This is a genomic window from Pseudomonas sp. DNDY-54, from assembly GCF_019880365.1.
Classification (GTDB): domain Bacteria; phylum Pseudomonadota; class Gammaproteobacteria; order Pseudomonadales; family Pseudomonadaceae; genus Stutzerimonas; species Stutzerimonas stutzeri_P.
The window spans coordinates 3,605,352-3,631,771 of record NZ_CP082271.1 but is presented as its reverse complement, the minus strand read 5'-3'; the positions used below and the strand labels follow the sequence as shown (position 1 = coordinate 3,631,771).

The window sequence follows — 26,420 nt, the reverse complement described above, 5'->3', positions numbered from 1 at the left end:
GCGCGAGCGGCGAAGTATACGCCTGCCGCGGCGCGCCGTTGCCGGTCCATGTTCGACGGCACAACCAGCAAAGCGTTCGAGGAATCGTCGCGGAACGGCTCTATCCGGTGCCTTCAGCCTGCTAGGTCAGTAGTGGGACTTGATGACGTCGATGCCCTTGTTGAGCACCTGGCGCCAGGCCTGGAGGTCCTCTTGCTGCAGCTCCGGATCATGGTCGTCGATCGTCTTCAGCAAGGCTGCAATCCACAGATCATAGAGCTCGGGTCGGATGTCGAGATGCTCGCGCGAATGGCTTTTGCCCAGTGCGCGGAGCTTGGTGTCCGGCATGCCGCGGGCGAACAGCACCAGGTTGAGGATGCCGGCGCGCAGCAGGTGTTTCTGCGCGGTCATGTCGGTGCGTGCGAACTTCTCGCGCACCGCGGGCGAGCTGGCGAGAAACGCGGCGTAGAAGTCATCGAAGAAGCTGGGGCTCGCGCAGCAGCGGCCGTAGCTCTGCATCACGCGGTTGGTCTCTTTCATGGCATGTTCCCTTGCACGAAGCCTGATGGCGCGGCGCCTGTGGCAGGCAGGCGGAGTGGCTGTCCGGCCGCCAGGGCGGGGTACGCCCCATGCCTGGCGGGACAGAAGGGCGCGGATTATAGGCAGTAACCCTTCGAACCGTGTGGGCGAAACTGTGAGCGACGTCTCAGCTTCGCAAGTGCTCCAGCGGCAGTTCGGTGCTCGACGATACCTGCCGCAGCACAAAGCTGGAGCGCACGCTGGAAACCCCTTCAATCCGGGTCAGGGTGCCAAGCAGAAAGGCCTGGTAGTGCTCCATGTCGGGCACCACGACCTTGAGCTGGTAGTCGGCGTCCATCCCCGTGACCAAACTGCACTCGAGCACTTCCGGGCATTTACCGATCACGCCTTCGAAATGCTCGAAGCGCTCTGGTGTGTGTCGGTCCATGCCGATCAGTACATAGGCGGTGAGGGTCAGGCCGAGCTTCTTGCGGTCCAGCAGGGCGACCTGGCGTGCGATGTAGCCGTCGTCTTCGAGCTGTTTGACGCGGCGGGAACAGGGCGAGGGTGACAGGCCAATGCGTTCCGCTAGCTCCTGATTGGATATCCGCGCGTCGTGCTGCAGTTCATGGAGAATGCGTAAGTCGTACCGGTCTAGTTTGCTCATTAATAATGGCTCGCGTCGGATGATTGCGGTAAATCATGTTACAGCGCGCATTGATTGCGCAAGTAGGCGATAAACGAGCAATCTTCGCAAACATCTGCCGACAGCCGAGGCGTAAGCTTTATTCAACTTCAGCCCCCGGCAGAAATGACACGGCACGCGATCCCCGCCGTGATCTCCGAACACCTTATCAAGGTCGACGGTCCGGGCCCCGATGCTCACGAGGTGTCGAGAGAAGAAGCCGTTACCATCGGCCCAACGAATCGAAAAGACCACGCCCAGGCGTGGTCTTTTTCGTTTTGGTGTTTGAAGCGGGGGCCGTAGCTGAGCTCGCTTCCGAGCGGTTTGATAGCTTGGTTTCGCCCTGCTGGGCGCCTCACTTTTTTCAAACGCCAAAAAAGTAAGCAAAAAGTCTTGCCCCTGCATCCGGGTCTCGCTGCGCTCGACTTCCCTCATTCCATCCCCGCTACGGGGGCCGGCGTACAAGGGCCATCCCTGGCCCTTTACGCCTCTCGCGGCATCCATGCCGCTCGCTCCCCTCCGCGCGGATTCCATTCGGCCTGCTGAAAGGGGCGTTCGGCGGCGTCTGGTGGTTCGTTTGTCAGGGATTAGCAAATCGTTTTTTCGCTGTTCACAAACTTTCAGACAACTCGGACTCGATTCCCCTTCAGAAGGCCGAGCGTAGGTGCTGCGCAGGGGGACGCGAGGCATGGATGCCGAGTGAGGAGTGATGGGACATGGATGTCCCTTCGCGACGACCCCCGGAGCAGCACCGGAAGGGAGGGAAGTTTTGCGAAGCAAAACCCGGATGCAGGGGTGGCCTTCTTTTGGGTTACTTTTTCTTGGCCACACAAGAAAAAGTGACTCGCCCAGCAGGGCGAAACCAAGCGAACGGGCCACTCGATAATCGCCTCTGAACAGATCGTTCAGGTCGGCGATTCCGCTATTCGGATCCTGTTTCACCCTTCGGCTTCACCACCTCCAACGGATCAGCATGCACCAGCACCTCCGCCCGAGGGTACCTGGCATGAATCGCCGCCTCGACTTGATCGCACAAGGCATGCGCATCGATCAGCGGCAGCTGTCCAGGTAACTCCAGATGCATCTGCACGAACCAGCGTGTGCCCGAGACACGGGTACGCAGATCGTGGCAACCCACCACGCCGGGCACGTCGCAGGCCAGCTGATGCATGTGTTCGCTGATTTCAGGCGCAAGCTCCGTATCCATCAGAACGGCGCCGGCCTCTCGCACAATGCTCAGCGCGCTCCAGAAGATGTACACCGCAATGGCGATACCGAAGACCGCGTCCAGGCGCTCCAGGCCGTAACCGGCCAGCACCAGCGCAACAAGAATGCTGCTGTTGAGCAGCAGATCCGAGCGGTAGTGCAGCGAATCGGCGCGGATCGCCGTGGAACCGGTCTCGCGCACGACATGGCGTTGATACAGCAACAGCGCCACCGTCAGTGCCAGCGACAGCAGCATCACGGCGATGCCCAGCGTTGGCGCGCCCAGCGGTTGCGGGTGCAGCATGCGGTCCACACCCTGAACGCAGACGAGAATGGCACTGACCGAAATAAAGGCGCCCTGGCCGAGCCCCGCCAGCGCCTCGGCCTTGCCGTGGCCGTAGCGATGATCATCGTCGGCCGGGCGCAGCGAGTAATGCACCGCCAGCAGATTGAGCAACGACGCGGCGCCGTCCAATAGCGAGTCGGTGAGGCCCGCCAGCAGGCTGACGGAGCCGCTCAGCCACCAGGCCAACGCCTTGCTCGCGGCCAGCGTCAAGGCAACTGCCAGCGCCAGTCGTGTGGCCCGGCGCATCAACCGAGCGTGCTCGGCGCTGACGCCCCTGCGATCGCGGGTGTGTTGCATCAGGCGGCCGGACGCAATCCGAAGGCAGCAAGCTGCTCGGCGCTGCCGTTGTGCCGGATCAGGCGCGGGTCATCCAATGGCAGGCTGCGGCCGGTTTCCGTTTCGATGATGGCTTTGAGCTTGGCCTGGTCGATCTGGCCGTCGGCACCGATGGCTTCCTGGAGTTTTTCCGGCGCCATTGAGTATTCGTTGTCAGGCAGGTAGATCGCGCCGGTGGCGAAATCGATACCGAAGGCGATCAATCCGGGGATTACATAAAACAGCAGGCCCACCGCATTGGCAACGGCAATGGCAGGGTCGATCTTGCCGTCGATCTGTCCGCGACGATCAGGGTAAAACAGCGTGCCGCACGCCGACAGTTGAGTGAACAGGGAGACGGCCAGCACGCCGCCGATGACACGGGAACGAGTACGCATAAGGACCTCCGGTAAAAGTGGCGCAACTATACAAGGGCTGCGTGATGTTTTCTCGACATCAGACAGCTTCGCAGCGCGCTCTGTTCGGGGGGGCGCCGATGCTTGCGACTGCATCAGGCCCGCGGTCTCCCCGGAGGGCCAGGCTCGCTATAATCGCCGCCCTGAACGCGGAGTCGCCATGATTAGTCTGCCCATCGATGAGGTCCTGCCAGCGCTGCGCCAGGCCCTGCTAAGCCGTGATGAAGCGGTGCTCGAAGCGCCGCCTGGCGCCGGCAAGACCACTCGCGTGCCGCTGGCGCTGCTGAACGAGCCGTGGCTCGCTGGGCAATCGATTGTGATGCTCGAACCACGCCGCCTCGCTGCCCGCGCGGCCGCCGAGCGATTGGCCAGCGAGCTGGGCGAGAAGGTCGGCGAAACCGTTGGCTATCGCATCCGGCTCGAAAGCAAAGTCGGGCCGAACACCCGCATCGAAGTGGTGACCGAAGGCATTCTTGCGCGCCGCCTGCAAGATGACCCAACGCTCGAAGGCGTTGGGTTGGTGATCTTCGATGAGTTTCACGAACGCAGTCTGGATGCCGATTTGGCCTTGGCGCTGACGCTCAATGCGCGCGTTCTGCTGCGCGATGAGCCGCTAAAACTCCTGTTGATGTCCGCCACGTTGGAGGGCGCCCGTCTGTCGAGCCTGCTCGACAACGCGCCGGTGGTGCGCAGTGAAGGCCGCATGTATCCGGTCGCTCAGCGCTGGGGCCGTCCGTTTCAGGCGGGCGAGCGTATCGAACAGCGGGTGGCGCAAACCGTTCTGCAAGCATTGGACGAAGAGCCCGGCAGCGTGCTGGTGTTCCTGCCGGGGCAGGCTGAAATCCGCCGCGTGAACGACATGCTCGCCGAACAGCTGGGGGATCGAGGCGAGGTGATGCTTTGCCCGCTTCATGGTGAACTGGATTTGATGGCGCAGCGCGCGGCCATCGAACCCGCTCCCGCCGGCAAACGCAAGGTGGTGCTGGCGACCAATATTGCCGAGACCAGCCTGACCATCGAGGGCGTACGGGTGGTGGTTGATGCAGGATTGGCGCGGGTGCCGCGCTTCGATCCGGGCAGCGGCATGACCCGGTTGGAAACCCGACGCATCTCCCGCGCTTCGGCAACGCAGCGGGCAGGGCGTGCGGGGCGCCTGGAACCTGGCGCGTGCTACCGGCTGTGGTCGGAAGACCAGCATGCGCAGCTGGCCGCCTATGGCGAGGCGGAAATTCTGCAGGCCGATCTGGCCGGCGTGGCGCTGCAGCTGGCTCGCTGGGGTGTCGAACCGGATGAGCTGGCCTGGCTGGCTGTGCCACCAGCGGCGGCTTGCCGGCAGGCGCAGGACCTGCTTGAGCGCCTCGGCGCGCTCGGTCGAAACGCTCGTGGCGGCTGGCAATTGACGGCTCATGGTCTCGCCATGGCCGAACTGCCCGCGCATCCGCGGATCGCTCATATGCTGTTGCGCGGTCAGGCGCTGGGGCTCGCGCCGTTGGCGGCTGATCTCGCCGCGCTGCTGGTTGAACGAGACATCCAGCGCGGCGGCGGAACTGATATCTCCACGCGTCTGGGGCTGCTCGAAGGCAGCGCCGGGCGACATGGCGGTGCGCAGCGGGTTCGCCAGTTGGCACGCCAGTTTCGCGGCCTTCTGCGAGGTTCTTCGGGTGTGGCACCTGTCGATGCGTCCGACCATCGCTGGGTGGGTGCGCTGCTGGCGTTTGCCTATCCCGACCGGATCGCTCGTCAACGGCGTGAAGCGGGCGGCGAATACCGCCTGGCCAACGGTCGCGCCGCGGTATTCGGCGAGCCGGATGCATTGATGAAGGAATCATGGCTAGTGATCGCCGAGCTGGGCAGTCGTCAGGGCCAGCGCGAGGAACGCATCTACCGCGCCGCGGCGTTGGACCCTGCGCTGTTCGACGAGGTGCTGAGCGAGCAGGTCCGCCAGCGTGACGAGCTGGAATGGGATGAACGCGAAGGTGTGTTGCGGGCCGAGCGGCAGCGGCGAATCGGTGAGCTGATACTCAGCCGAGAGCCCTTGCCGGGGTTGGATGACGAGGCGCGAGGCCGCGCGCTGCTCGGTCTGGTGCGACGCAAGGGGCTGGAGCTGTTGCCCTGGACGCCGGAGCTGCGCCAGTGGCAGGCGCGCATTCGGCTACTCCGGCAGATCGAAGTGTCGGCCGGGGCGGACAGCGAATGGCCGGATGTCAGCGATGATGCGCTGCTGGCTCGGCTGGAGGAGTGGTTATTGCCCTATCTGGGCAAGGTGTCGCGGCTGGCACATTTCGCCCAGCTGGACCTGAAAGCCATGCTTGCGACTTTGCTGCCGTGGCCATTGCCACAGCGACTCGATGAGCTGGCTCCGGTTGCCATCGCCGTACCGTCTGGATCGCGGGTGCGGCTCGATTACAGTGAGTCACCGCCGGTACTGGCGGTACGCTTGCAGGAGCTGTTCGGGTTGGCGGACACGCCGCGAGTCGCCGGCGGGCGTCAGCCGATCAAGCTTCATCTGTTGTCACCCGCGCGCCGCCCTGTGCAGGTGACGCAGGACCTGGCGAGCTTCTGGGCAAATACATACGCCGAGGTGAAAAAAGACCTGAAAGGGCGATATCCGAAACATTATTGGCCCGATGACCCGCTGATGGCGGAGCCTACCGCACGTGCCAAGCCGCGCGGAACCTGAGCGCTGCGGATCGATCCACGTGCTTCACCAGAAGGGTCCACGCAGGCGCCCAGGTGCAGCTGACACTATTCCGGCAGACTCAGGTCCTCCCCTGCCGCCGACATCTCGGCATAGGCTCGATCCAGTGAATTGACCACCGTCTGGCTGTCGTCGGCATGGCGCGACACGATGAAGCGGATGGCGACCTTATGGAGCTCGACATGGGGGAGCGCCTCCATACCGAGGCGTTTCAACGCCTGGCTCACCGGTACCTGATAGTCGAGAAGATAGTCGGCGCGGCGGTGTTTCAGCATTTCTAGCGCCGATGTATGGGTGGCCGTTCGGTGCAGGCGAATCTGCAGTTGTGGGTCGTGCAGCATCTGGTTCACCTGTGGCCAGTAGTTGTAGCCACCAATGATGATGACGCCACGTTTGCGCAGGCTGCTGGGCATGGTCGGGCGGGGGGTGTCTGGCCGGTGATAGAGGTTGAGGCTGATGTGGGCGAGGGTTTCCCGACCCTCGAGCGTGTCGGATCGCAGCTCAGGTTTGCCCGGCGCGCCGGGCCAGAGATCGACGCTGCCGTTCTGCAGCGCGGCGTACAACCGGGCACTCGGCAAACCACGGAATTGCGCCTTAAAACCTGCGCGGGCGAGCACGCGACGGGTTAGGTCGACCAACGGCCCCTGTGGCTGGCCCTGCGGATCGCTGTAAATGGCCGGTGGGAAATCGTAGTACCCGACAATCAGGGTTCTCGACGTCTCGGAGGCGGCAACGCCGGGCCCTGCCAGAGCCGCCGCAAACAGAATCCAGAATAATGGCTTCAAGGTAATTCACTGCCCCTTGTGGTTCGCGCATGAGGTCAGCATGGCCGCCACGCGTCCGGCTGTCCAGATTGGTGCACGCGGGTTCCCGACCTACTGCGTCAACACCAAGGGCTCTGCGAAGAAGCGCGAGGCTGGCTATGCTGAGCCCAGAGCGTGCCGTGCCGATCGGGTTCGGTTACGCGCATGACCCGATGGAGAGTTTATGTATCGCAAGGTATTCACCAGCAAGGTGTTCGATCGCAAAGTGGTGTTGATCACTGGCGGCTGCGCCGGGATCGGCCGTGCGCTGGCCGAGCGGATGGCCCAGGCCGGCGCCAGGATCGTGATCTTCGACCTCGATCAGAACGCCCTTGATGGGCTGGTGCAGCACCTGGCAGATCATCACAACGCCGATGCGCTAGGGCTGTGCTGCGATGTGTCGGATGCCGCGGCAGTGCAGCAGGCCATTGCGCTGGTGGTGGAGCGATTCGGCGGGATCGATGTGCTGATCAACAACGCCGGCATCACCCATCGCAGCCGGGTCGCCGAGACCAGCCTGGCGGTATTCGAGCGGATCATGGCGGTCAACTTCTACGGCGCGTTGCATTGCACCCAGGCGGCCTTGCCAAGCCTGATCGCCCGTGAAGGGCAGATCATCGTGCTCAGCTCACTCTCGCAATACGCGCCGGTGCCAGACCGCGGTGCTTACAACGCCAGCAAGCACGCCCTGCATGGATTGTTCGAAACCCTACGCAGCGAGCTGGCCGATACCGGTGTCAACGTGATGCTGGTGTGTCCGGGATACACAGCGACCGATCTGCGCAAGAATGTGTTGATCGGCGATGGCTCCACCGCGCCCCAACCGGCGCTGGCGGTGGGCCGCGTGGCGTCGCCGCAGGATGTGGCGGAGTCCATCTATCAGGGCGCCTTGAAACGGCGTCGGTTGCTGGTGCTGTCGAATCTCGACTGGCGTGCGCGGCTGGTGGCGCGCTGCTTTCCGCGCACCTTCGAGCACCTGCTGTTGCCGCGGCTGGCCGGTGCGCGGACGACATCCGGCGCAGGCTAGGCGGTCGGCGCGTCGCCGTAGAGCTGCTGGACCAGCTCCATATCCCAATAGGCGGCCTCGATTTTGTGGCCGTCCAGGTCGCGTACGAAGCAGCCGTAGTAGGGCTCGCCGTACTCCTCTCGTGGTCCTGGTGCACCTTCATCCGTGGCGCCCGCGGCCAGCGCAGCACGATGAAACGCATCGACCGACGCCTTGTCCGCCGCGAAGAACCCAATATGCGTGCCGTTGCCAATGCTGGCTGGTTGGCCGTCGATCGGCGTTTGCAGCCAGAACTCAGGATATTCACGCCCCCAGGCGATCGCACCCGGATGAGCCATGATGCGCTTGCACCCGAGCGTGCTGAGGGTCTGATCGTAGAAGGTAGCGGCTTCATCGAAGCGATTACTGCCGAGGGATACGTGGGACAGGATGCTGGGGTTCTGGTCAGTCATGAGCTTGGCCTCCTTGAAGGGTGGAGACCAAGCCTAGTTTGTAAAATCGCGGTGTGCCGCCTTGCCGATCAACGTGGCTGCTTCTGATCGCCGCCCGGTTCGCTGCAAAGCATAAAGCAGCGGAACAGCACTACTGTCGCCAACAGCTGCACCAGCCCGACCAGACTGTCGGCCACCACGGCGAGCGCTCCAGGCGCTGCCTCACCGGCCCAGAGCTGTGCGGCCACCCAGGCTTCCAGAAGCCACAGCGGCACCAGCACGATGAGGATGCAGCCGAGAATCAGCAGAAAATGCCCACGGGTCTGCAGGAAGCTTTCCTTCAGTGCCGCCAGCGGGCTCAAGCCGCGCATCACCAGCAAATATTCCGCGAAGGCGATCTTGACCATCACCCACAGACCCGGCAGCACGAACAGCGAGGCGCCGAGCATGATCAGCAAGGTACCCAGCCCGGCCAGTACTGCCATTGACGGCCACAGCGGCAATGCACGCATCATCACCTCGCGCAGTGGCGGCGCATGACCGCGGCTGCGCGCGTCGAGGAACAGGATCAGCGCAGCGATGTACAGCGGGTAGAAGACGAGTCCGATCAGTAGCTCCTGTGCCGGCATGGCACCCTTGCCGAACAGATGGTCGATCGCCAGGCGGGCAATGCTTTCCAGCAGGATCAGCGGTAGGCAGAGCCGTGCGATGGACAGCAGATTGCGCGAGTAGAAGAACCAGGCGTCACGGAGGATGGACAGAGCATTCATCGCAGGGCGGCAACTCATGGGAAAAACCAGGCGCGCACTTTAGCAGGCCGTTGAGCAATGTAGGTGAGGCAGGCATGACGAGGTGCAACGACCCTTGGATGTAACAGCCGAAGGCTGGCCAGAAGGGCAAGCGCAGCGAGTCAAAGCAGCAAAAAAGCGGCGTTTAGTGTTCTAAATGGAATATTTCAACCGGACTGGCGATCCAGTCTGTTTTTCGACGTTGTGCCAACTCAGGTCGTTTTTAACGGCCTGACTAGCTCCAGCGACCGGCCGGCGACAGCTGTCCCACCGCAGTCCATACTGGCTGGCCATTCCTCCGCTCGGGTTGCCGCTTGAAGAAAATCGCCCTGTTTGCTGATGTGCAGAACCTTTACTACACGGTGCGCCAGGCCCACGGCTGCCATTTCAACTACGCCGCGTTGTGGGCGGAAGTCAGCGAGCGCGGGGAGATTGTCGCGGCCTACGCCTATGCGATCGATCGGGGGGATGCCAAGCAGCAGCAGTTCCAGCAGATTCTGCGCAACCTCGGCTTCATCGTGAAGCTCAAGCCCTATATCCAGCGCAGCGACGGCTCGGCCAAGGGCGACTGGGACGTCGGGATCACCATCGACGTGCTCGACGTGGTGGGGCAGGTCGATGAAGTAGTGCTGGCGTCGGGCGATGGCGACTTTGATCTGCTGCTGGACCGCGTGCGTGCCGGTGGCGCCGAGGCAACGGCATACGGCGCGCCGGGCTTGACGGCCAACTCGCTGATTCGCGCGGCATCGCGTTACGTGCCCATCGAAGGCAAACTGCTGTTGCGATAGCGCGGTTTCCCGTTATTCCTGGGTTTGCCGAGGCGGGGCCAACGGTGGATGTAGAAAGCGACATTCACCCTACGCTTCCAGCTTCCAGCTTCCAGCTTCCAGCTTCCAGCTTCCTTTCGAGTAAACTGCGCAGCCTGTTTTCGTCCTTCCGGTTACCGTCATGACCTTCGCCTCTTTGGGCCTGATTGATCAGCTGCTTCGCACCCTCGAATCGCTTGAATACACCCAGCCGACCCCGGTCCAGGCCAAGGCGATTCCGGCTGTGCTCAAGGGCCGCGACCTGATGGCCGCCGCACAGACCGGCACCGGTAAAACCGCGGGTTTTGCCTTGCCGTTGTTGCAGCGGCTGCTGCACGAAGGGCCGCAAGTGGCGAGCAATTCGGTCCGCGCGCTGGTGCTGGTGCCGACCCGTGAGCTGGCCGAGCAAGTGCACGAGAGTTTCAGAACCTACGGCCAGGACCTGCCGCTGCGCACCTATGCGGTCTACGGCGGCGTGAGCATCAACCCGCAGATGATGGCTTTGCGCAAGGGCATCGACGTGCTGGTCGCCACACCCGGACGGTTGCTGGATCTGTATCGGCAGAACGCGGTGAAATTCAGCCAGGTGCAGGCGCTGGTGCTGGACGAGGCCGATCGGATGCTCGACCTCGGCTTTTCCGAAGAGCTGGACGCGCTGTTTAGCGCATTGCCGAAAAAGCGCCAGACCCTGCTGTTCTCCGCGACCTTCTCCGATGCGATTCGGCAGATGGCGCAGAAGCTATTGCGCGATCCGCTGTCCATCGAGGTCAGCCCGCGCAACGCCGCCGCCAAGACGGTCAAGCAGTGGCTGGTGCCGGTGGACAAGAAGCGCAAGTCCGAACTGTTCCTGCACTTGCTAGCGGAAAAGCGCTGGGGGCAGGTGCTGGTGTTCGTCAAGACGCGCAAGGGCGTCGACCAACTGGTGGAGGAGCTGCAAGCACAGGGCATTTCCAGCGATGCGATTCACGGCGACAAGCCGCAGGCGTCGCGGTTGCGGGCGCTGGAACGTTTCAAGGCCGGGGAGGTGCAGATCCTCGTGGCGACGGACGTGGCTGCGCGCGGTCTGGACATCCATGACCTGCCTCAGGTGGTGAACTTCGACTTGCCTATCGTCGCCGAGGACTACGTGCACCGTATCGGCCGTACTGGCCGGGCGGGTGCGACTGGGGAAGCGGTGTCGCTGGTGGCTGCCGACGAGGTCGATCAACTCGCAGCCATCGAGACGTTGATTCAGCAAGTTCTGCCGCGCCACGACGAGCCGGGTTTCGTCCCGGATCATCGAGTGCCGACTACGCAGCCGGGCGGGCAGATCATCAAGAAACCGAAAAAGCCGAAGAAGCCTAAAGAGTCAGCTGGCAAAGGCCGTGTTCATCTGGGCAACTGGTTCGATGAGAGCGAGAAACCCAACGCCAAGCCGATCCGCAAAGTGCCGAGCCTGGGCGGCGCCAAGCCGGGAAAGAAGCGCTGAAGGCCCTCGGAGCGCGGCGGCTCCCGGCGGTATCGGCTAGTTCGGTACCGCTAGGCTTCGGGCAAGGCTGTAACCACCTGAATAACAAAGAGGTGTCCTTTGGCACATGCTGATGTCGCGCTTCATGAACTCAGCCGTCAGACCATTTGGGCCGGGTTCAAACAGCTGACGCCGATCTCGGTGTTCGTTGTGGTGTTTGGGTTGGCCTTCGGCCTGGCCGCGACGCAGGCGGGACTGGATAACTACTCCAGCTTGCTGATGAGTGCGCTGGTCTTCGCCGGCGCCTCGCAATTCGCCTCATTGGAACTCTGGGGCACGCATGTTCCAGTCGTTCCGCTGGTGGTCACCGTGTTTGCTGTCAATGCGCGGCACCTGCTGATGGGCGCGACCCTATATCCCTATCTGCAGCACTTGCCGCCGGCGAAGCGCTACGCGGTGATGTTCGTGGTCTCGGATGCCAACTGGGCCATGTCCATGCAGGCGTTCAGTCTTGGCAAGCCAGGGTTGGGCATCCTGTTTGGCGGCGGTCTCGCACTCTGGACGTTTTGGGTGCTGGGTACCTGGCTCGGGCTTTATTTCGGCAGCGCTATCCATGATCCGGTCAGCCTGGGGCTGGATATGGTGATGGGCTGTTTCCTTCTGGCGATGGTCATCGGCGGTAAAAAGGACCTGCGAATGATCGTCATCTGGGTCGTCGCTGGCTTCTCATCGATGCTGGCGTACTGGTACCTCCCTGCCAACAGCCATGTCGTGGCGGGCGCGCTCGCCGGTGGGTTGCTGGGCGCACTGTGGATGGAGAAGCAGACGTGACGTTGGAGACGGCAGGTTCGGGCGCGCTGGTCATCATCCTGCTGATGGCTGTGGTTACCCTGGTGACGCGCTGGGGGGGCGTGTTCGCCATGTCCTTCGTGCCCATCAACCGCCGGACCGAGCAATTCATCAGTGCCATGTCCGGCTCGGTGCTGGTGGCGCTGTTAACGCCGATGGCGGTGAACGGGGACAATGGCGCTCGGCTGGCCTTTCTGGCGACGGCCGTGACGATGCTGCTGACCAAAAAGCCATTGCCGGCGATCGCAGCGGGGATCATCGTCGCCGCGTTGTTCAGGCAGCTCGCCTAACCGATCGGTTTGCCGGCCGTGTCGTTCACGCGATCAGCCTCCAGCCAGCGGAGCATGCCCGCCGCTGCCGCTCGACCACTGGCGAAACAGGCGGTCAGCAAGTAACCGCCCGTGGGGGCTTCCCAGTCCAGCATTTCGCCCGCGCAGAACACGCCGGGCAACTGGCGCAGCATCAAGCCTTGATCCAGCGATTCAAACCGCACCCCGCCGGCACTGCTGATGGCCTCGTCCAGCGGGCGGGGGCGCAGCAGGGTGATGGGCAGGGCTTTGATCGCCGCAGCCAGCGCGGCGGGTTGCTGAAACGTCTCGACGCAGGTCAGCTCGCGAAGAAGGCCGGCCTTGACGCCATCGAGGCCCAGCTGGCGCTTGAGGTGCTTGGCCATGGACTGCGAGCCGCGCGGCTTGCTGAGCGCCTTCATGATTTTCTCAGGCGAATGGTCGGGTAGCAGGTCCAGGGTGACCGTGGCCTGGCCGTTCTGCTCGATGGCCCGGCGAATGTCGGCCGACAGCGCATACACCAGGCTGCCCTCAATGCCCGTGTTTGTAATGACGAACTCGCCCTTGCGCGACGTGCCGCCAGGCGGCGCGAGGCTGACCGTTTTCAGCGGTGCCCCGGCATATCGCTCCTGAAGATACGCGCTCCACCCGGCGACTTCGAAGCCGCAGTTGGACGGGCGCAGCGTGGCAATATCAATCCCACGAGCCTGCAGGACTGGCACCCAGGCGCCATCAGACCCCAGCCGCGCCCAGCTGCCGCCGCCAAGTGCCAGCAACACGGCGTCAGCATTGACACTGATCTCACCCACAGACGTTAGCAGGCGCAAGCTACCGTCGGCGTTCCAACCCAGCCAGCGGTGGCGCGTATGAATCCGCACGCCGGCATCGCGCAAACGGCGCAACCAGGCCCGCAACAGCGGAGCGGCCTTCATATCGGTCGGGAATACCCGCCCGGAGCTGCCGACAAAGGTGTCGATTCCCAGGCCGTGAATCCACTCGCGCAGGGCCTGTGGATTGAACGCGTCCAGCAGCGGGCGAAGTGCCGGCGCGCGCTCGCGATAGCGCGCCACGAAGGGCTCGAGCGCTTCGGAATGTGTGATGTTCATGCCGCCGACGCCCGCCAGCAGAAACTTGCGCCCGACCGTGGGCATGGCGTCATAGACATCGACGGACACACCGGCCTGGCCAAGCACTTCGGCAGCCATCAGCCCGGCGGGGCCGCCGCCAATGATGGCGACACGGGATTGAGCTAAAGGCATGGTTGCAGCCGGTAATTGCGGGGCGGGCATTGTAGCGGCTGGTCTGGAGGCGGGTCATGCCCGCTACGCGTTCGTGTCAGTTATGCGCGCCTAGCGCAATCCGTATTGACGCCACGCCTCGGCGGCACTGAAATGCAGCCGCGCGTGGCGGCGGGCGAGCAGGGCGCGATCCTTGTCATAACCGCCACCGATCACCCCCACCACCGGGATGTCCCGACCGAGGCAATGACTGATCACCGCGCTGTCGCGCATCGCCAACCCCTCATCGCTGAGGTTGAGCAGGCCGAGGGCATCATCACGATGCACATCGACCCCGGCGTCATAGATCACTAGGTCCGGCTGATAGAGCGGCAACAGATAGTTGAGGGTGTCATCGACGGCTTTGAGGTAGTCGACATCGCCCAGGCCTGGCGGCAAGCTGATGTCCCAGTCGCTGCGGGCCTTGCGAGCCGGGAAGTTCTTGTCGCAGTGCAGCGAAACCGTGACCGCATCGGCGGTGTCTTCGAGGATGCGCGCGGTGCCGTCGCCCTGATGCACGTCGCAGTCGAAAATCAGCACGCGGCCGACGCGGCCGCTCTCGAGTAGCGAAAGGGCGATCACCGCCAGATCGTTGAAGATGCAAAAGCCCGACGCGTGATCGTAATGCGCATGGTGAGTGCCGCCGGCCAGGTGACAGGCCAAGCCATGCCGCAATGCGAGGTCGGCAGCCAACAGCGAGCCGCCGACGGCGCGCACGGTGCGCTGCGCCAGTTGCGGGCTCCATGGCAGACCCAGACGGCGCAATTCCTCGCGGCTCATGTCGCCGCTGCGCTAACGATCGACATAGTCGCGATCATGCGCGAGCGCCAGCACGTCGCTAGGGCACAGCTCAGGGCGCAATAACGCCTGATCGGTGGTCAAACCGCAGGCGACAAGGTGATCGCGCAGGAGCCGAAACTTCTCCATCGGGAAGCGGTGCCCCGGCGGCAAGAGCGGGCTGTAGTCGTCATGGAATACCAGCGGCAGGGACATCGAGTGGCGCCCGGTGAGATCAGCGGCCAGTATGCAGAGCAGGTAATTGATTCTTCAAGGAAACAGCATAGGCGAACCGATGGAACGTATTGAATTGGAAACCCCGCGCCTGCGCTTGCGTGCCTGGCGCGATACGGACCTCGATCCGCTGGCGGAGATGTGTGCCGACCCGCTGGTGATGCGTTATTTCCCTGGATTGCTCTCCCGCGATGACTGCGCCGCGGCGATGGCGCGCTGCAGGATCCATTTCTCTCGATTCGGGTTTGGCTTTTGGGCACTTGAGCGTAAGAGCGATGAGCGCTTCGTCGGTCTGGCCGGCCTTTCGTGGTCCCGTCTGCAGCAGCCCTTCTGCCCCGCGGTGGAGATTGGTTGGCGTCTCGCTCATGAGTTCTGGGGACAGGGATTCGCGCGCGAAGCGGCAGAGGCGTCGCTGGCGTGCGGGTTCGACCGTCTGCAGTTGCCAGAAATCGTGGCGTACACCGCGGCGCTCAATGAGCGTTCGAGGTCGTTAATGGAAGCGCTGGGTATGCAGCACCAGCCGACCGATGACTTCGATCATCCCAACATCGGGGAGGGGCATCCGTTGCGCGCTCACGTGTTGTATCGGGTGACTGAGGAGAACTGGGCCGATTTTCGTCGATAAGCGCAACCAGTGGAGCCGATACGGAGGAATCCGTACCATGCGCGCCTGCCCCGTGCCTCGCATACATAAAGGAACTACACCATGAGCGACACCCTAGACACGCTGGTCAACCTGCTGTCGCTGGAGCGAATAGAAGAAAACCTGTTTCGCGGCGACAGCCAGGACCTGGGGTTTCCGCAGCTATTCGGCGGCCAGGTCGTTGGCCAGGCGCTGTCCGCCGCCAGCCAGACCGTGGCGCCGGAGCGTCACGTGCATTCCATGCACGGCTATTTTCTGCGCCCGGGCGACTCCCATCAGCCGGTGGTCTATGACGTGGACCGCGTGCGCGATGGCGGCAGTTTCACCACTCGCCGCGTCAGTGCGATCCAGAAGGGTCAGACCATCTTCACCTGCAGCGCTTCGTTCCAGGCGGATGAAACCGGCTTCGAGCACCAGCTGTCCATGCCTGAAGTGGTCGGCCCTGAAGACTTGCTCAGCGAATGGGAGCTGCTGCACAAATTAACGCCGCTGGTCCCGGCGCGTGTGGCTGAAAAGCTGCGCCGGCCCAAACCCATCGAGATTCGCCCCGTGACCCTGCAGGACCCGATCAACCCGCAGCCGATCGAGCCGATCCGGCATATTTGGTTTCGTGCTGACGGCTCGCTGCCGGATAATCCGGCGCTGCATAAATACTTGGTGGCCTACGCCTCTGACTTCAGCTTCATCGGTACGGCGTTGCAGCCGCACGGTGTGAGTTCCTGGAGCAAATTCATCCAATTGGCGAGCCTCGACCATTCGATCTGGTTCCACCGCGAGGTCCGTGCGGACGAATGGTTGCTGTATTCGATGGACAGTCCCTGGGCAGGCAATGCACGTGGTTTCGCCCGCGGGAGCATTTTCAATCGGGCCGGGCAGCTGGTCGCTTCGGTAGCGCAGGAAGGGTTGATCCGCGTCCGTGAGGATTGGAAGTGAGCCTGACGCAGGCGCGGCACTGGGTGTTCGACATGGACGGCACCCTGACGCTCGCCGTGCACGACTTTCCTGCGATCAAGCGAGCGCTGGATATCCCCCAGGACGACGACATCCTGCATCACCTTGCTGCGCTTCCGCCCGACGAAGCGGCCGGCAAGCGGGCGTGGCTGCTGGAGCACGAACGCGAGCTTGCTTATGCCGCCACGCCGGCGCCGGGTGCGCGTGAGCTGCTGCACGCACTGCGCGAACGGGGTTGCACGCTCGGTGTGCTGACTCGCAACGCGCATGAGCTGGCGCTCGTGACCTTGCAGGCGGTGGGCTTGGGTGACTGTTTTGCGAGCGAAGACATTCTCGGCCGCGATGAAGCACCGCCGAAACCCGATCCGGGCGGCCTGTTGCATCTGGCACGCAAGTGGGACGTTTCACCGAGCGAATTGGTAATGGTCGGCGATTACCGCTTCGACCTGGAATGCGCCAAGGCGGCTGGCGCGCGCGGTGTATTGGTCAATCTGCCGGAAAATCTCTGGCCGGAACTGACTGACCTGCATGCCCAGGATTGCGGACAGTTGTTGCGGTTGCTGAACTGAGGGGCTGTAGGGTGGATCGCGCTTTATCGATCCACCGAGAGCAGTTGCGGTGGATGTAAACAATGACATCCAGCCTACGAACCGGGGGCAATCTGGCCCGATCTGACCGGGCTCCATGCCCCGCGATTGCATGGACCTGCGCCGGTTGCTGGGCGGGTAGCACAGCGCAGGGGACGCGGAGCGTCCTGGGCACGATGACGGGGCACTGTTCGCGAGCAAACTCGCTCCTACAAAGGCAGCGAGCCCACTTCAAGCGCAACGGGTGCGCGGACCATAGTGGCTTCGTAGGGTGGATCCCGCTTCACCGATCCACCGAGCGTTGGCACAGGTGGATGAAAAGAGCGTCATCCACCTTACGGATCAGTTCACTGCACGTCGTAGGATGGCGTTGAGCGGAGCGATACCCATCAATCCATCTGAATATCAATAAAGCGCCTGGTACAGTCTGCGCCGGTAGCTGGTGACCAGCGGGTGATCGCTGCCGAGCAAGTCGAACACCTGCAGTAACGTCTTATGCGGCAGGCCTTCGGCGTAACCGCGATTACGCACAAACAGCTTCAACAGACCCTCCAGCGCCGCTTCATATTGCTGGCGGGCCAGTTGCTGAATAGCGAGCTGATAGGCTGCTTCGTCGTCCTCGGTGTTCTGCGCCAGTCGGGTTTTGAGATCGGCAACCTCAGGCAGGTCGTGGGCCTGTCGCAAGAACGTCAACTGCGCGCGGGCGCCGGCCAGCGCTTGCTTGTGCTCATCCCCCTTGATCGCGTTCAGCACGGTTTCGGCTTCGCCCAGCTCGCCGCGTTCAGCCAGGCAACGCGCATAAAGGATCAATGCTGCTGCGTTCTCGTTGTCTTCGGCGAGCAGTTGCTTGAGTTGATGCTCCGCTTCGCCGATGCGGCCCTCTGCGAACAGTGCCTGCGCGCTCTCCAGCAGGTCCGCTTCTGGCGCAATCGGTGCCTGCACATGCGGTTCCAGCATCGCGCGAACCGCTGACTCCGGCTGTGCACCGGCGAACCCGTCCACCGGCTGGCCATCCTTGAACAGCACCACCGTAGGCAGACTGCGAACGCCAAAGCGAGCCACGACGTCCTGTTCGATATCGCAGTTCACCTTGGCCAGCAGCAACTCGCCCTGGTACTCCTCGGCGATCTTCGCCAGCAGGGGCATCAGCGCTTTGCAGGGCGCACACCACTCGGCCCAGAAATCCACCAGCACCGGCTTGTGAAATGAATTTTCCAGCACCAGCTGCTCGAAGTTGGCGCTGCTGACATCGAAGATGTAGGGAGTCTGGCTCATCGGAGGTCTCGAAAGGGGCGCGTGTGAAGTGAGGCGTGCATGTTAAGTGGGGGCGCGCCGGAGCGGAAGCAAGGGGCGTGAATCATGCTTTCACCTCGCCGGAGCCGTGAGCGGCCAGCGCTCCACCTCGCGATAGCGCTGGCCGTTGGGCGTGTTTTCGGACGCATAGAGGACGACGTGCTCCACCCTCCAGTCGAAGCTGGGCGGCTTGGCGTTGGACTGAACCTGCGCGTCGCGGGACAGCGTTACATGCGGCAGGAATGGGCGCGAATCGAGCGCGAAACCATGCGAGGAAAGGCCCGCATGCAGTTGCTCGACCAATTGAATTAACGGCGGCGGGATTTGGCTCGGAATCAGACAAGCGAATCCATGGCCGATCGTCTGTAGTTGATCCAGCCGAAGCTGGAACGCATCTGCCCGTACATGAGCGCCGAGGCGTTTCAAACCTTCCAGTTGCGATGCCGGCTGGCTCCCGAGAAAGGCCAGCGTGAGGTGGAGGTTGGCCCGGGCCACCGGCCGACCACCAAGCGGCTGTTGGTCGCGCCAGCGATCGATGGCTTCTGCCAGGGCTCCAGGGCAGGGCAGTGCGAAGAACAGGCGCAGGGACGGCTCGGTGGTCATGGTTCGCTCCTTTGGCGCAGGCGTCAGGTTCGACGATAGACCTCAGCCGGTGGCGCGTGATTCACCCTCGCGGCGCCGGCTGGCGTGGTAGAGGCTCACCCGACGAAATTCGGCGGGTTCAGCCAGGTCCGGCCAGGTGCAGGCGTCCAGCACATCGAGCCGTTCGTAGGCCGGATGCTGGAAGTCGCGGACCCGTGAGTCGGCGACCAGTGCAGCCTGGCCGCGGCTGAGGAAATGATCGAGCAACGGCAGGTTGGCGCGATCGTAGAGCACATCAGCGACGATGATCAGATCGTAGCGATCGGCTTCGGCAAAGAAGTCAGTCGAATAACTCAGCTGTACACCGTTGAGTTCCGCATTCGCGCGGCAGGCGGCCAGCGCCAGCGGATCCAGGTCGCAGGCCACAACTTCCAGCGCGCCTGCTTTGGCCGCGGCGATAGCGGCTACGCCTGAACCGGCGCCGAAATCCAGAACCCGTTTACCGCGAACCCATGCCGGATGTGCGGCCAGCCAGCGCGCCAGCACCAGGCCGCTCGCCCAGCAGAAGCACCAGTAGGGCGGCTCTTCAAGGATCCGCCGGGTTTCCTCCGGGCTGAACGCACGCTCCATGTTCTCGGCATCGATCAGCCACAGACGCACATCGGTATCGGGAAGGGTGGCTGCAATCAAACGCGCATCGCCGAGCAGCTCAGCCAACGCCGCCTGCAACGCCGCCGGTGGCATCAAGGCGCCGGCACCAGTCGCAGGGGACCAAGTGATTGGTTGGCGGAGCTGGTGACCTGTACCGCGGGCAAACGCATGATCAGTTGCCCGGATCGAGTCACCCGGCCGCGGAGCTCGACCTGCTGGTTCTTCGGAAACTTTTCGGCATTGAACTTGAGGATGAATGGCAGCTCGTTGCCACGTCCTTTCAATTGCACGTTGCTCAAGAGTCGGTCGGGTTGGTCGCGACGATTGACCTCCAGCAGCGCCAGTTCGACGTCGCTGCCGGCCGGAACGCCTATCAAGCTGCCGTGCAGTTCGTGCATCAGCGTCACCGCCTGCGGCGCTTCTTCGAATGTCACAGGCGCAGTGGGGCGCTGGGCCTGCTGGGTAGAACAGCCAACCAACACCAGCATTACAGCAGGCAGAACAAGGGGGCGTAACTTCACGGACGGCTCCAGAACAGGGTGTTGATGCGCGCCTGTATAGCAACAATCCCCTCGATTTGTCTTGCCGACGGGATGCGCTACCATGGCTCTCCCGACGTCTGACAGCACTCGCCCATGCATTGTCCCTTCTGTGGTGCACATGACACCAAAGTCATCGACTCGCGCCTCGTAGCCGAAGGCGATCAGGTGCGCCGCCGCCGTGAATGCCTCGCCTGCGGCGAGCGTTTCACCACCTTCGAAACCGCTGAGTTGGTCATGCCGCGGCTGATCAAACAGGACGGCAGCCGCCAGCCCTTCGACGAGGAAAAACTACGCGCCGGCATGCAACGCGCACTGGAAAAGCGTCCCGTGAGTGTCGAGCGGCTGGAAGAGGCCATCGCCCACATCAAGCACAAGCTGCGCGCCACCGGCGAGCGCGAGATCAAGTCGCGCGTGCTCGGTGAGTTGGTGATGGTCGAGCTGCAGAAGCTCGATGAGGTCGCCTATATCCGTTTCGCCTCTGTCTATCGCCGCTTCCAGGATCTCAACGAATTCCGCGAGGAAATCGAACGCCTGTCGCGCGAGCCTGCAAAAACCGAATGACCACCAACGATCATGCCTGGATGGCCCTGGCGCTGCAGTTGGCACGCAAAGGGCTGTATTCCACGCCCCCCAACCCCCGGGTCGGCTGCGTCATCGTCAAGGACGGCGAGCTGATCGGCGAGGGCTGGCATGTGCGTGCTGGCGAACCGCACGCCGAGGTGCATGCGCTGCGCCAGGCAGGTGAACGCGCCCGCGGCGCCACCGCCTACGTCACCCTTGAGCCCTGCAGCCATCATGGCCGCACGCCGCCCTGCGCCGAAGCCCTGGTAACGGCCGGTATCGGTCGTGTCGTCGCGGCCATGCAGGACCCCAATCCGCAGGTGGCCGGCCGAGGTCTCGAGCGCTTGCGCGCGGCCGGCATCGATGTGGCGAGCGGGGTGCTCGAGGTGGATGCCCGCGCGCTGAATGTCGGTTTCATCAAGCGCATGGAATCCGGCCTGCCTTACCTGCGAGCGAAACTCGCGATGAGTCTGGATGGCCGTACCGCCATGGCCAGCGGCGAAAGCCAATGGATCACCGGACCCGCTGCCCGTGCCGAGGTCCAGCGGCTGCGGGCGCAATCGAGCGTGGTGTTGACCGGCGCCGATACGGTACTCATGGATAACGCCAGGCTGACCGTGCGTGAGGCCGAGTTAGGGCTCGATGAGGAAATGACCGCGCTGGCCATGCGGCGCACGCCTTTGCGGGTGCTGGTGGATGGACAACTGCGCGTACCGCTGGACGCGCCGTTCTTCCAGGCAGGCCCGGCGCTGGTGGCTAGCACCCGTTCTGATCAGGCTGAGGTTTACCGGGCAGCCGGGCATGAGTTGCTGACTTTGATGGGCAACGCAGGGCATGTGGATCTTTTGGGTTTGCTACGTGAACTCGCGGCTCGCGGCGCCAACGAGGTCCTGCTCGAGGCGGGACCGCGCCTGGCTGGCGCCTTTGCCGCTTTGGGTTTGATCGACGAGTATCAATTGTTCGTCGCGGCCAAGTTTCTGGGGTCGTCGGCCCGACCGCTGCTTGATCTGCCGCTAGAGCGGATGAGCGAAGCGCGGGAACTGCAAATCAAGGACATCCGGGCCGTTGGCGAAGACTGGAATGTCATCGCGGTGCCAGCAAGCTGACCCACGGTCCAACCGTTATTCGATGCCGACCTGTTGGTCATACAGCACGAATCCGCGGGCCTGGTAGTTCTGCAGCGCGCTCGGATGATCAAGGGTGTAGGTGTGGACCCAGACGCGCCGCGTGCCGGGCCACTCCCAGGCACTCGTGATCGCATGGCTCAGCAGGCCGCCGCCAAATCCTCGTCCAAAGAAGCCACTTTCCAGCCCGAAATAAAGTATCTCGGCGTCCTCACCGCTACGGCGCAGCTCGTAATACCCTGCAATAGCGCCCCGATGGTAGGCCACCCAGGTGCGAAGATCGGGGCTTTCAGTTTCCTGCTGCCAAGCTTCGTCGGACTGATCGAGTCGCTCGGTCCATTGCCAAGGGCCACCGATCAGACGGTAGAGAAACTGATTGAAGCGAAACTGCTTAATCTCGCATTCGCTGATTAGCAAATCCTTCGGTACTGGCTTGGCCCGCAGCTGCGAAGGCGCGGTCATCTCGAGGAAATACGTCACCGTTTGATCAGTCAATGCGAAACCTCGTCAGCTCATTCTGGGAGAAGGCGCAGCATACGTGATGCTCATGACCACTGAACCGAGAGATGAATGCTCGGCATGACCTCACCCGGCTGACGGCGAGATCATGTCCATCCCAGCGATCAATTAACCGGCCTCAATCCATTGTGGTCAAGCTTGGCGCGGCGCTTGTTGGTCCCCAGCAGGAGCCGCGCAACCGTACTCTCGTGGTGCGGATTCCCGAAGTGGAACAGCATGGTTGCGCGCAGCAAGTCCGGGTCGCATTCATCGTTCGCGTGCAGGCTTCGGTAGCCCGAGAACAGATACAGGTTGCCGGGCACCAGTTTCAACCGGATCGGCTTGAGCCAGCCACGACGCACTGCGAAGGCGACCAGCTTCTGGCTGGCCGTGTTGTGCAGGACTGCTTTCTCGATCACGTTGCGCAACGCATTGAAGCGCACCCGCCGGACATTGGGAAAGATGATCAGGTCGCCGCAATGCTCGCCCTCCGTCGGAATGTATAGAGGAAGCAGGGCGGTCACTGCAGTCGCATCGAAGTGATAGAAATGCGACTGCCTAAGGCCCGTTCGGCCTTGTAGGCAACGGACGACTGGAAATACCTGCTCCGTTGCGGCAGCTTCCCGCCCCGACTGAAGCCGATACAGGTCCGCGAGCAATTCCTTGAACGGAGCGGAGAGCGCCAATGCGCTCGCGATGCTGCCGCTCAGCGCTTCAATGCCGTGGATAGCGAAGTATTCGCCTTCGTGCCTGGCTGCTTGTTGTTCAATGAACGCGCGGCCCTGCTCCAGCTCATCAGGCGAGATGTAATTTTCAATGACCGTGAAACCGTTCCGGTCGATTTCGGCAGCCTGCGTGGCCGCCGAGGTGTCCTTAGCCGTAACCCCTGACATACCGATCCCTCTTGGCACATGTAAAGGTTCGGAGCGTTCTTCCTGGTCGTGTCCTTTGTGCTGCGCGTTGGGATCGCGAAAAGCGAGCAGATCCTGGCTCGGCGTGTCGGTACGAATACGGCGGGAATGACGTTCCATCCTGATCGTCTTGCAAGGCGCTGGTGCCGAAGGCGAAGTAAGCACCGATGCGCTGCGTATGGACAAACAAGCGGAGCGGTAGTTGCGCGGCGGGTTAAATAATGATGCGGACGGCGGCGAAGGATTCAAACGGCCGTTTACCCGCTGCAGAAATACCTCATTTGTGGTAAAAACTGCGCCGGGCCTTAGCGGTCCACGTTCTCAGGGCGGGGTGAGATTCCCCACCGGCGGTAATGGCGTAGCTACAAATGTTGAAAGCGTAGCGAGCGCGGGGCAGGCAAGGCGTGATTTGACGAGAAAGCGATCTTTACGGCAGTAAACAAGACTGCGGTAAACGAGCATTCGAGGAGGATTACAATCCAGCATGCTCCGGGCGCAGTAGCTTTCGATCACGTCTAGCCCGCGAGCGCTTGTCTTGGACAAGGTCAGCAGACCCGGTGTGATTCCGGGGCCGACGGTATAGTCCGGATGAGAGAGAGCGGGATGCCTCGACGGGCGCCTTTCGTGCGCGCGTCCACTCCCTATCGATCTGCAGCGCCCTGTTTTATCCAAAACAGGAGTTCGTCATATGCATCGTTTCAATTGCCTTCCTCGGGAGGCCACATGTTCACAGGAATAATCGAATCCATCGGCACCATCGGCGCGATGACGCCAAAGGGCGGCGACGTTCGCGTACTGGTCGAGACCGGCAAGCTGGACCTGGCCGATGTGAAGCTAGGCGACAGCATCGCGGTCAACGGCGTCTGCCTGACCGCGGTCGAGCTGCCCGGCAACGGCTTCTGGGCCGATGTCAGCCGCGAGACGCTGGCACGCACCGCGTTCGTTGATCTCAAGACCGGTAGCCGCGTGAATCTGGAAAAGGCTCTGATGCCGACCAGCCGGCTCGGCGGGCATCTGGTCAGCGGTCACGTCGATGGGGTCGGTGAAGTGGTGGCGCGTGAAGAAAACGCCCGCGCCGTGCAGTTCCGGATTCGCGCACCGCGCGAGCTGGCCAAGTACATCGCGCTCAAGGGCTCGATCACCGTCGATGGCACCAGCCTGACGGTCAACTCGGTCAATGGCGCCGAATTCGAGCTCACTATCGTCCCGCACACCCTGGCCGAAACCATCATGGTCGACTATCGCCCCGGGCGGCAGGTGAATCTGGAAGTGGACCTGCTGGCGCGTTACCTCGAACGCCTGCTGATGGGCGACAAGGCCGCCGAACCGAACGCCTCGGGCCTGACCGAAAGTTTTCTCGCCGAACACGGCTACCTGAATAAGTAAGGATTGGCCACATGGCTCTGAATACCGCTGAAGAACTGATCGAAGACATCCGCGCCGGCAAGATGGTCATCCTCATGGATGACGAGGACCGCGAGAACGAGGGCGACATCATCGTCGCATCCGAATGCGTAACTGCCGAACACATCAATTTCATGGCCCGTTTCGCCCGCGGTCTGATCTGCATGCCGATGACCCGCGAACGCTGCGAAACCCTGCAGCTGCCGCTGATGGCCCCGCGCAACGGCTCTGGTTTCGGTACCAAATTCACCGTTTCCATCGAGGCGGCGGTGGGTGTGACGACCGGCATCTCGGCGGCCGACCGCGCCCGCACCGTGCAAGCTGCGGTGGCTAAAAATGCGGTGGCCGAAGATATCGTCAGTCCCGGTCATATCTTTCCGCTGATGGCTCAGCCTGGGGGCGTCCTAGCGCGCGCCGGGCACACCGAGGCGGCCTGCGATCTGGCGCGCATGGGCGGGTTCGAGCCGTCCGGTGTCATCTGCGAAATCATGAACGACGACGGCACCATGGCGCGCCGCCCGGAGCTTGAGGTGTTTGCAGAGCAGCACCGTCTGAAAATCGGCACCATTGCCGACCTGATCCACTACCGCATGATTCACGAGCGTACTGTCGAGCGGGTATCCGAGCAGCCGCTGGAGACCGAACTGGGCCAATTTAAGCTCGTCACCTACCGCGATGGCGTGGAAGACACCGTACACATGGCGCTGACCCGCGGTGAGATTTCCCCGGAAGAGCCCACGCTGGTGCGCGTGCACAACATGGAGCCGCTGCGCGACCTGTTAATGGTCACAGTGCCGGGTCGCTGGAGCCTGCGCGCCGCGATGAGCGAAGTGGCCAAAGCAGGCAGCGGCGTGGTCCTTCTGCTGGGCAACCCGCTGACGGGGCCGCAGTTATTGGCCCAGCTCAACCGCCAACAGTCGCCGAGCCCGGCCACCTACAGTACGGTCGGTGCCGGTTCGCAAATTCTTCGCGACCTCGGGGTGCGCAAGATGCGCCTGATGAGTTCGCCGATGAAGTTCAACGCGATATCCGGCTTTGACCTGGAAGTTGTAGAATACCTGCCCGCTGAGTAAGGGCCGCGGCGCTACTGCGCTTGGACATACTGCGTTGAAAACAGGCGAGGCTTGCTCATTTACAGCAGTGCTACTGAAATAAATAGCTTCGCCGCCTCACCTGTTTGATTCGCTGCACTCACCCTTCGGGCCAGCCTTTGGCTGTTACTCCCGCTGGTCGTTGCGCCTTGTCTGTCCTGCGCTCGCTACGCGCTGCTCCGCCGGGCTACCTGAAAGCCCACAAGCTCTTTAACGCTATATGAGATTGTTTCCATGACACTGAAGACCATCGAAGGTACCTTCATCGCCCCGCAAGGCAAGTTCGCCCTGGTTGTTGGCCGCTTCAACAGCTTCGTTGTTGAAAGCCTGGTGAGCGGCGCCGTCGATGCGCTGGTGCGTCACGGTATTCCAGAAGATGCCATCACCATCATCCGCGCGCCGGGCGCCTTCGAAATTCCGCTGGTCGCGCAGAAAGTAGCGCAGCAAGGCGAATACGACGCCATCATCGCCCTCGGGGCGGTGATTCGTGGCGGCACACCGCATTTCGAATACGTTGCGGGTGAGTGCACCAAGGGCCTGTCGCAGGTCTCCATGGAATTCGGTGTGCCGGTCGCCTTTGGCGTGCTGACCGTCGATTCTATTGAGCAAGCGATCGAGCGTTCCGGCACCAAGGCCGGCAACAAGGGCGCCGAAGCCGCTCTTTCCGCCCTGGAAATGGTGAGTCTGCTGGCGCAGCTGGAGGCCAAGTGAGC

General features: G+C 62.7%; 28 protein-coding genes and 1 pseudogene. 14 read left to right on the top strand and 15 right to left on the bottom strand.

All coding sequences use genetic code 11. The annotated features are described in order from the left end of the window. Positions 1 to 126: 126 nt before the first annotated feature. The 4 genes from K4O48_RS16935 to K4O48_RS16920 form a co-directional block, all read right to left on the bottom strand. Positions 127 to 519: a globin gene (locus K4O48_RS16935; protein ID WP_222909528.1), complete on the bottom strand. Its 393-nt coding sequence runs from the start codon at positions 517 to 519 to the stop codon at positions 127 to 129. 166 nt (positions 520 to 685) lie between these two features. Further along, positions 686 to 1,165, bottom strand: coding sequence for an Lrp/AsnC family transcriptional regulator (locus K4O48_RS16930; RefSeq protein ID WP_222909527.1), 480 nt, complete (start codon positions 1,163 to 1,165; stop codon positions 686 to 688). Between the two features lie 940 nt (positions 1,166 to 2,105). Then, positions 2,106 to 3,032, bottom strand: coding sequence for a cation diffusion facilitator family transporter (locus K4O48_RS16925; protein WP_222909526.1), 927 nt, complete (start codon positions 3,030 to 3,032; stop codon positions 2,106 to 2,108). Next, positions 3,032 to 3,448: a polyribonucleotide nucleotidyltransferase gene (locus K4O48_RS16920; protein ID WP_222909525.1), complete on the bottom strand. Its 417-nt coding sequence runs from the start codon at positions 3,446 to 3,448 to the stop codon at positions 3,032 to 3,034. Before K4O48_RS16920 ends, K4O48_RS16925 begins: the two co-directional genes overlap by 1 nt. A gap of 178 nt (positions 3,449 to 3,626) precedes the next feature. Between K4O48_RS16920 and hrpB the strand changes: the two genes are divergently transcribed. Further along, on the top strand, positions 3,627 to 6,146 hold the full coding sequence (gene hrpB, locus K4O48_RS16915) for an ATP-dependent helicase HrpB (protein ID WP_222909524.1): 2,520 nt from the start codon (positions 3,627 to 3,629) through the stop codon (positions 6,144 to 6,146). Positions 6,147 to 6,211: 65 nt separating this feature from the next. On the opposite strand, the gene K4O48_RS16910 is transcribed toward hrpB, so the two are convergent. Then, the gene (locus K4O48_RS16910) at positions 6,212 to 6,949 is read right to left on the bottom strand and encodes a substrate-binding periplasmic protein (RefSeq protein WP_260523649.1); all 738 of its coding nucleotides are present in this window, start codon (positions 6,947 to 6,949) and stop codon (positions 6,212 to 6,214) included. Positions 6,950 to 7,151: 202 nt separating this feature from the next. Between K4O48_RS16910 and K4O48_RS16905 the strand changes: the two genes are divergently transcribed. After that, a complete protein-coding gene (locus K4O48_RS16905) occupies positions 7,152 to 7,994 on the top strand; it encodes an SDR family oxidoreductase (protein ID WP_222909523.1) in 843 nt (280 codons plus the stop codon). Here K4O48_RS16905 and K4O48_RS16900 read toward each other — a convergent pair. Then, positions 7,991 to 8,425, bottom strand: coding sequence for a VOC family protein (locus K4O48_RS16900; protein ID WP_222909522.1), 435 nt, complete (start codon positions 8,423 to 8,425; stop codon positions 7,991 to 7,993). The two genes, K4O48_RS16905 and K4O48_RS16900, sit on opposite strands and share 4 nt — an antisense overlap. A gap of 68 nt (positions 8,426 to 8,493) precedes the next feature. Next, positions 8,494 to 9,174, bottom strand: coding sequence for a hypothetical protein (locus K4O48_RS16895; protein ID WP_222912133.1), 681 nt, complete (start codon positions 9,172 to 9,174; stop codon positions 8,494 to 8,496). A gap of 332 nt (positions 9,175 to 9,506) precedes the next feature. On the opposite strand from K4O48_RS16895, the gene K4O48_RS16890 reads away from it, so the two are divergent. From K4O48_RS16890 to K4O48_RS16875, 4 genes are all read left to right on the top strand, one after another. Beyond that, positions 9,507 to 9,980, top strand: coding sequence for an NYN domain-containing protein (locus tag K4O48_RS16890; RefSeq protein ID WP_222909521.1), 474 nt, complete (start codon positions 9,507 to 9,509; stop codon positions 9,978 to 9,980). Positions 9,981 to 10,140: 160 nt separating this feature from the next. Further along, complete coding sequence (locus tag K4O48_RS16885; RefSeq protein WP_222909520.1) at positions 10,141 to 11,466, top strand: DEAD/DEAH box helicase; 1,326 nt, start codon at positions 10,141 to 10,143, stop codon at positions 11,464 to 11,466. 99 nt (positions 11,467 to 11,565) lie between these two features. After that, the gene (locus K4O48_RS16880; RefSeq protein ID WP_222909519.1) at positions 11,566 to 12,276 is read left to right on the top strand and encodes an AzlC family ABC transporter permease; all 711 of its coding nucleotides are present in this window, start codon (positions 11,566 to 11,568) and stop codon (positions 12,274 to 12,276) included. Beyond that, positions 12,273 to 12,584 carry an AzlD family protein gene (locus tag K4O48_RS16875; protein ID WP_222909518.1) on the top strand — a complete coding sequence of 104 codons (312 nt, stop codon included), beginning with the start codon at positions 12,273 to 12,275 and terminating at the stop codon, positions 12,582 to 12,584. The genes K4O48_RS16880 and K4O48_RS16875 overlap by 4 nt, the downstream gene beginning before the upstream one ends. On the opposite strand, the gene K4O48_RS16870 is transcribed toward K4O48_RS16875, so the two are convergent. Together K4O48_RS16870 and K4O48_RS16865 are read right to left on the bottom strand one after the other, a co-directional pair. Next, positions 12,581 to 13,870 carry a TIGR03862 family flavoprotein gene (locus K4O48_RS16870; RefSeq protein WP_409518905.1) on the bottom strand — a complete coding sequence of 430 codons (1,290 nt, stop codon included), beginning with the start codon at positions 13,868 to 13,870 and terminating at the stop codon, positions 12,581 to 12,583. The genes K4O48_RS16875 and K4O48_RS16870 overlap by 4 nt on opposite strands. A gap of 60 nt (positions 13,871 to 13,930) precedes the next feature. Further along, positions 13,931 to 14,851, bottom strand: a pseudogene (locus K4O48_RS16865) (histone deacetylase). A gap of 79 nt (positions 14,852 to 14,930) precedes the next feature. Between K4O48_RS16865 and K4O48_RS16860 the strand changes: the two are divergent. The 3 genes from K4O48_RS16860 to K4O48_RS16850 all read left to right on the top strand — a co-directional run bounded on the left by K4O48_RS16860 (position 14,931) and on the right by K4O48_RS16850 (position 17,032). Beyond that, complete coding sequence (locus tag K4O48_RS16860; protein ID WP_222909516.1) at positions 14,931 to 15,494, top strand: GNAT family N-acetyltransferase; 564 nt, start codon at positions 14,931 to 14,933, stop codon at positions 15,492 to 15,494. A gap of 81 nt (positions 15,495 to 15,575) precedes the next feature. Continuing rightward, a complete protein-coding gene (gene tesB, locus K4O48_RS16855; protein ID WP_222909515.1) occupies positions 15,576 to 16,445 on the top strand; it encodes an acyl-CoA thioesterase II in 870 nt (289 codons plus the stop codon). 32 nt (positions 16,446 to 16,477) lie between these two features. Beyond that, positions 16,478 to 17,032 carry an HAD family hydrolase gene (locus K4O48_RS16850; protein WP_409518955.1) on the top strand — a complete coding sequence of 185 codons (555 nt, stop codon included), beginning with the start codon at positions 16,478 to 16,480 and terminating at the stop codon, positions 17,030 to 17,032. Between the two features lie 423 nt (positions 17,033 to 17,455). Here the strand turns inward: K4O48_RS16850 and trxA are convergent, their stop codons facing one another. From trxA to K4O48_RS16830, 4 genes are all read right to left on the bottom strand, one after another. Continuing rightward, positions 17,456 to 18,325 (bottom strand): thioredoxin, encoded by an 870-nt coding sequence (gene trxA, locus K4O48_RS16845; protein WP_222909513.1) that lies wholly within the window; start codon positions 18,323 to 18,325, stop codon positions 17,456 to 17,458. Between the two features lie 90 nt (positions 18,326 to 18,415). Beyond that, a complete protein-coding gene (gene thpR / locus K4O48_RS16840; RefSeq protein ID WP_222909512.1) occupies positions 18,416 to 18,946 on the bottom strand; it encodes an RNA 2',3'-cyclic phosphodiesterase in 531 nt (176 codons plus the stop codon). A gap of 42 nt (positions 18,947 to 18,988) precedes the next feature. Beyond that, positions 18,989 to 19,672 carry a class I SAM-dependent methyltransferase gene (locus K4O48_RS16835; protein WP_222909511.1) on the bottom strand — a complete coding sequence of 228 codons (684 nt, stop codon included), beginning with the start codon at positions 19,670 to 19,672 and terminating at the stop codon, positions 18,989 to 18,991. After that, the gene (locus K4O48_RS16830; RefSeq protein ID WP_222909510.1) at positions 19,669 to 20,097 is read right to left on the bottom strand and encodes a YbaY family lipoprotein; all 429 of its coding nucleotides are present in this window, start codon (positions 20,095 to 20,097) and stop codon (positions 19,669 to 19,671) included. The genes K4O48_RS16835 and K4O48_RS16830 overlap by 4 nt, the downstream gene beginning before the upstream one ends. A gap of 114 nt (positions 20,098 to 20,211) precedes the next feature. On the opposite strand from K4O48_RS16830, the gene nrdR reads away from it, so the two are divergent. Then, positions 20,212 to 20,679 (top strand): transcriptional regulator NrdR, encoded by a 468-nt coding sequence (gene nrdR, locus K4O48_RS16825; RefSeq protein WP_021206698.1) that lies wholly within the window; start codon positions 20,212 to 20,214, stop codon positions 20,677 to 20,679. Further along, the gene (gene ribD, locus K4O48_RS16820; protein ID WP_222909509.1) at positions 20,676 to 21,785 is read left to right on the top strand and encodes a bifunctional diaminohydroxyphosphoribosylaminopyrimidine deaminase/5-amino-6-(5-phosphoribosylamino)uracil reductase RibD; all 1,110 of its coding nucleotides are present in this window, start codon (positions 20,676 to 20,678) and stop codon (positions 21,783 to 21,785) included. Before nrdR ends, ribD begins: the two co-directional genes overlap by 4 nt. Before the next feature lie 15 nt (positions 21,786 to 21,800). On the opposite strand, the gene K4O48_RS16815 is transcribed toward ribD, so the two are convergent. Both K4O48_RS16815 and K4O48_RS16810 read right to left on the bottom strand, forming a co-directional pair. Continuing rightward, positions 21,801 to 22,298: a GNAT family N-acetyltransferase gene (locus K4O48_RS16815; RefSeq protein ID WP_409518904.1), complete on the bottom strand. Its 498-nt coding sequence runs from the start codon at positions 22,296 to 22,298 to the stop codon at positions 21,801 to 21,803. Between the two features lie 128 nt (positions 22,299 to 22,426). Then, the gene (locus tag K4O48_RS16810; RefSeq protein WP_260523648.1) at positions 22,427 to 23,461 is read right to left on the bottom strand and encodes a hypothetical protein; all 1,035 of its coding nucleotides are present in this window, start codon (positions 23,459 to 23,461) and stop codon (positions 22,427 to 22,429) included. A gap of 474 nt (positions 23,462 to 23,935) precedes the next feature. On the opposite strand from K4O48_RS16810, the gene K4O48_RS16805 reads away from it, so the two are divergent. The 3 genes from K4O48_RS16805 (at position 23,936) to ribE (ending at position 26,418) form a co-directional block, all read left to right on the top strand. Next, complete coding sequence (locus tag K4O48_RS16805; RefSeq protein ID WP_073298922.1) at positions 23,936 to 24,598, top strand: riboflavin synthase; 663 nt, start codon at positions 23,936 to 23,938, stop codon at positions 24,596 to 24,598. 11 nt (positions 24,599 to 24,609) lie between these two features. Beyond that, positions 24,610 to 25,689, top strand: a complete 1,080-nt coding sequence (gene ribBA / locus K4O48_RS16800) for a bifunctional 3,4-dihydroxy-2-butanone-4-phosphate synthase/GTP cyclohydrolase II (protein ID WP_222909508.1) — start codon at positions 24,610 to 24,612, stop codon at positions 25,687 to 25,689. A gap of 252 nt (positions 25,690 to 25,941) precedes the next feature. Beyond that, a complete protein-coding gene (gene ribE, locus K4O48_RS16795; RefSeq protein ID WP_122163748.1) occupies positions 25,942 to 26,418 on the top strand; it encodes a 6,7-dimethyl-8-ribityllumazine synthase in 477 nt (158 codons plus the stop codon). The last annotated feature ends 2 nt before the right edge of the window (positions 26,419 to 26,420 follow it).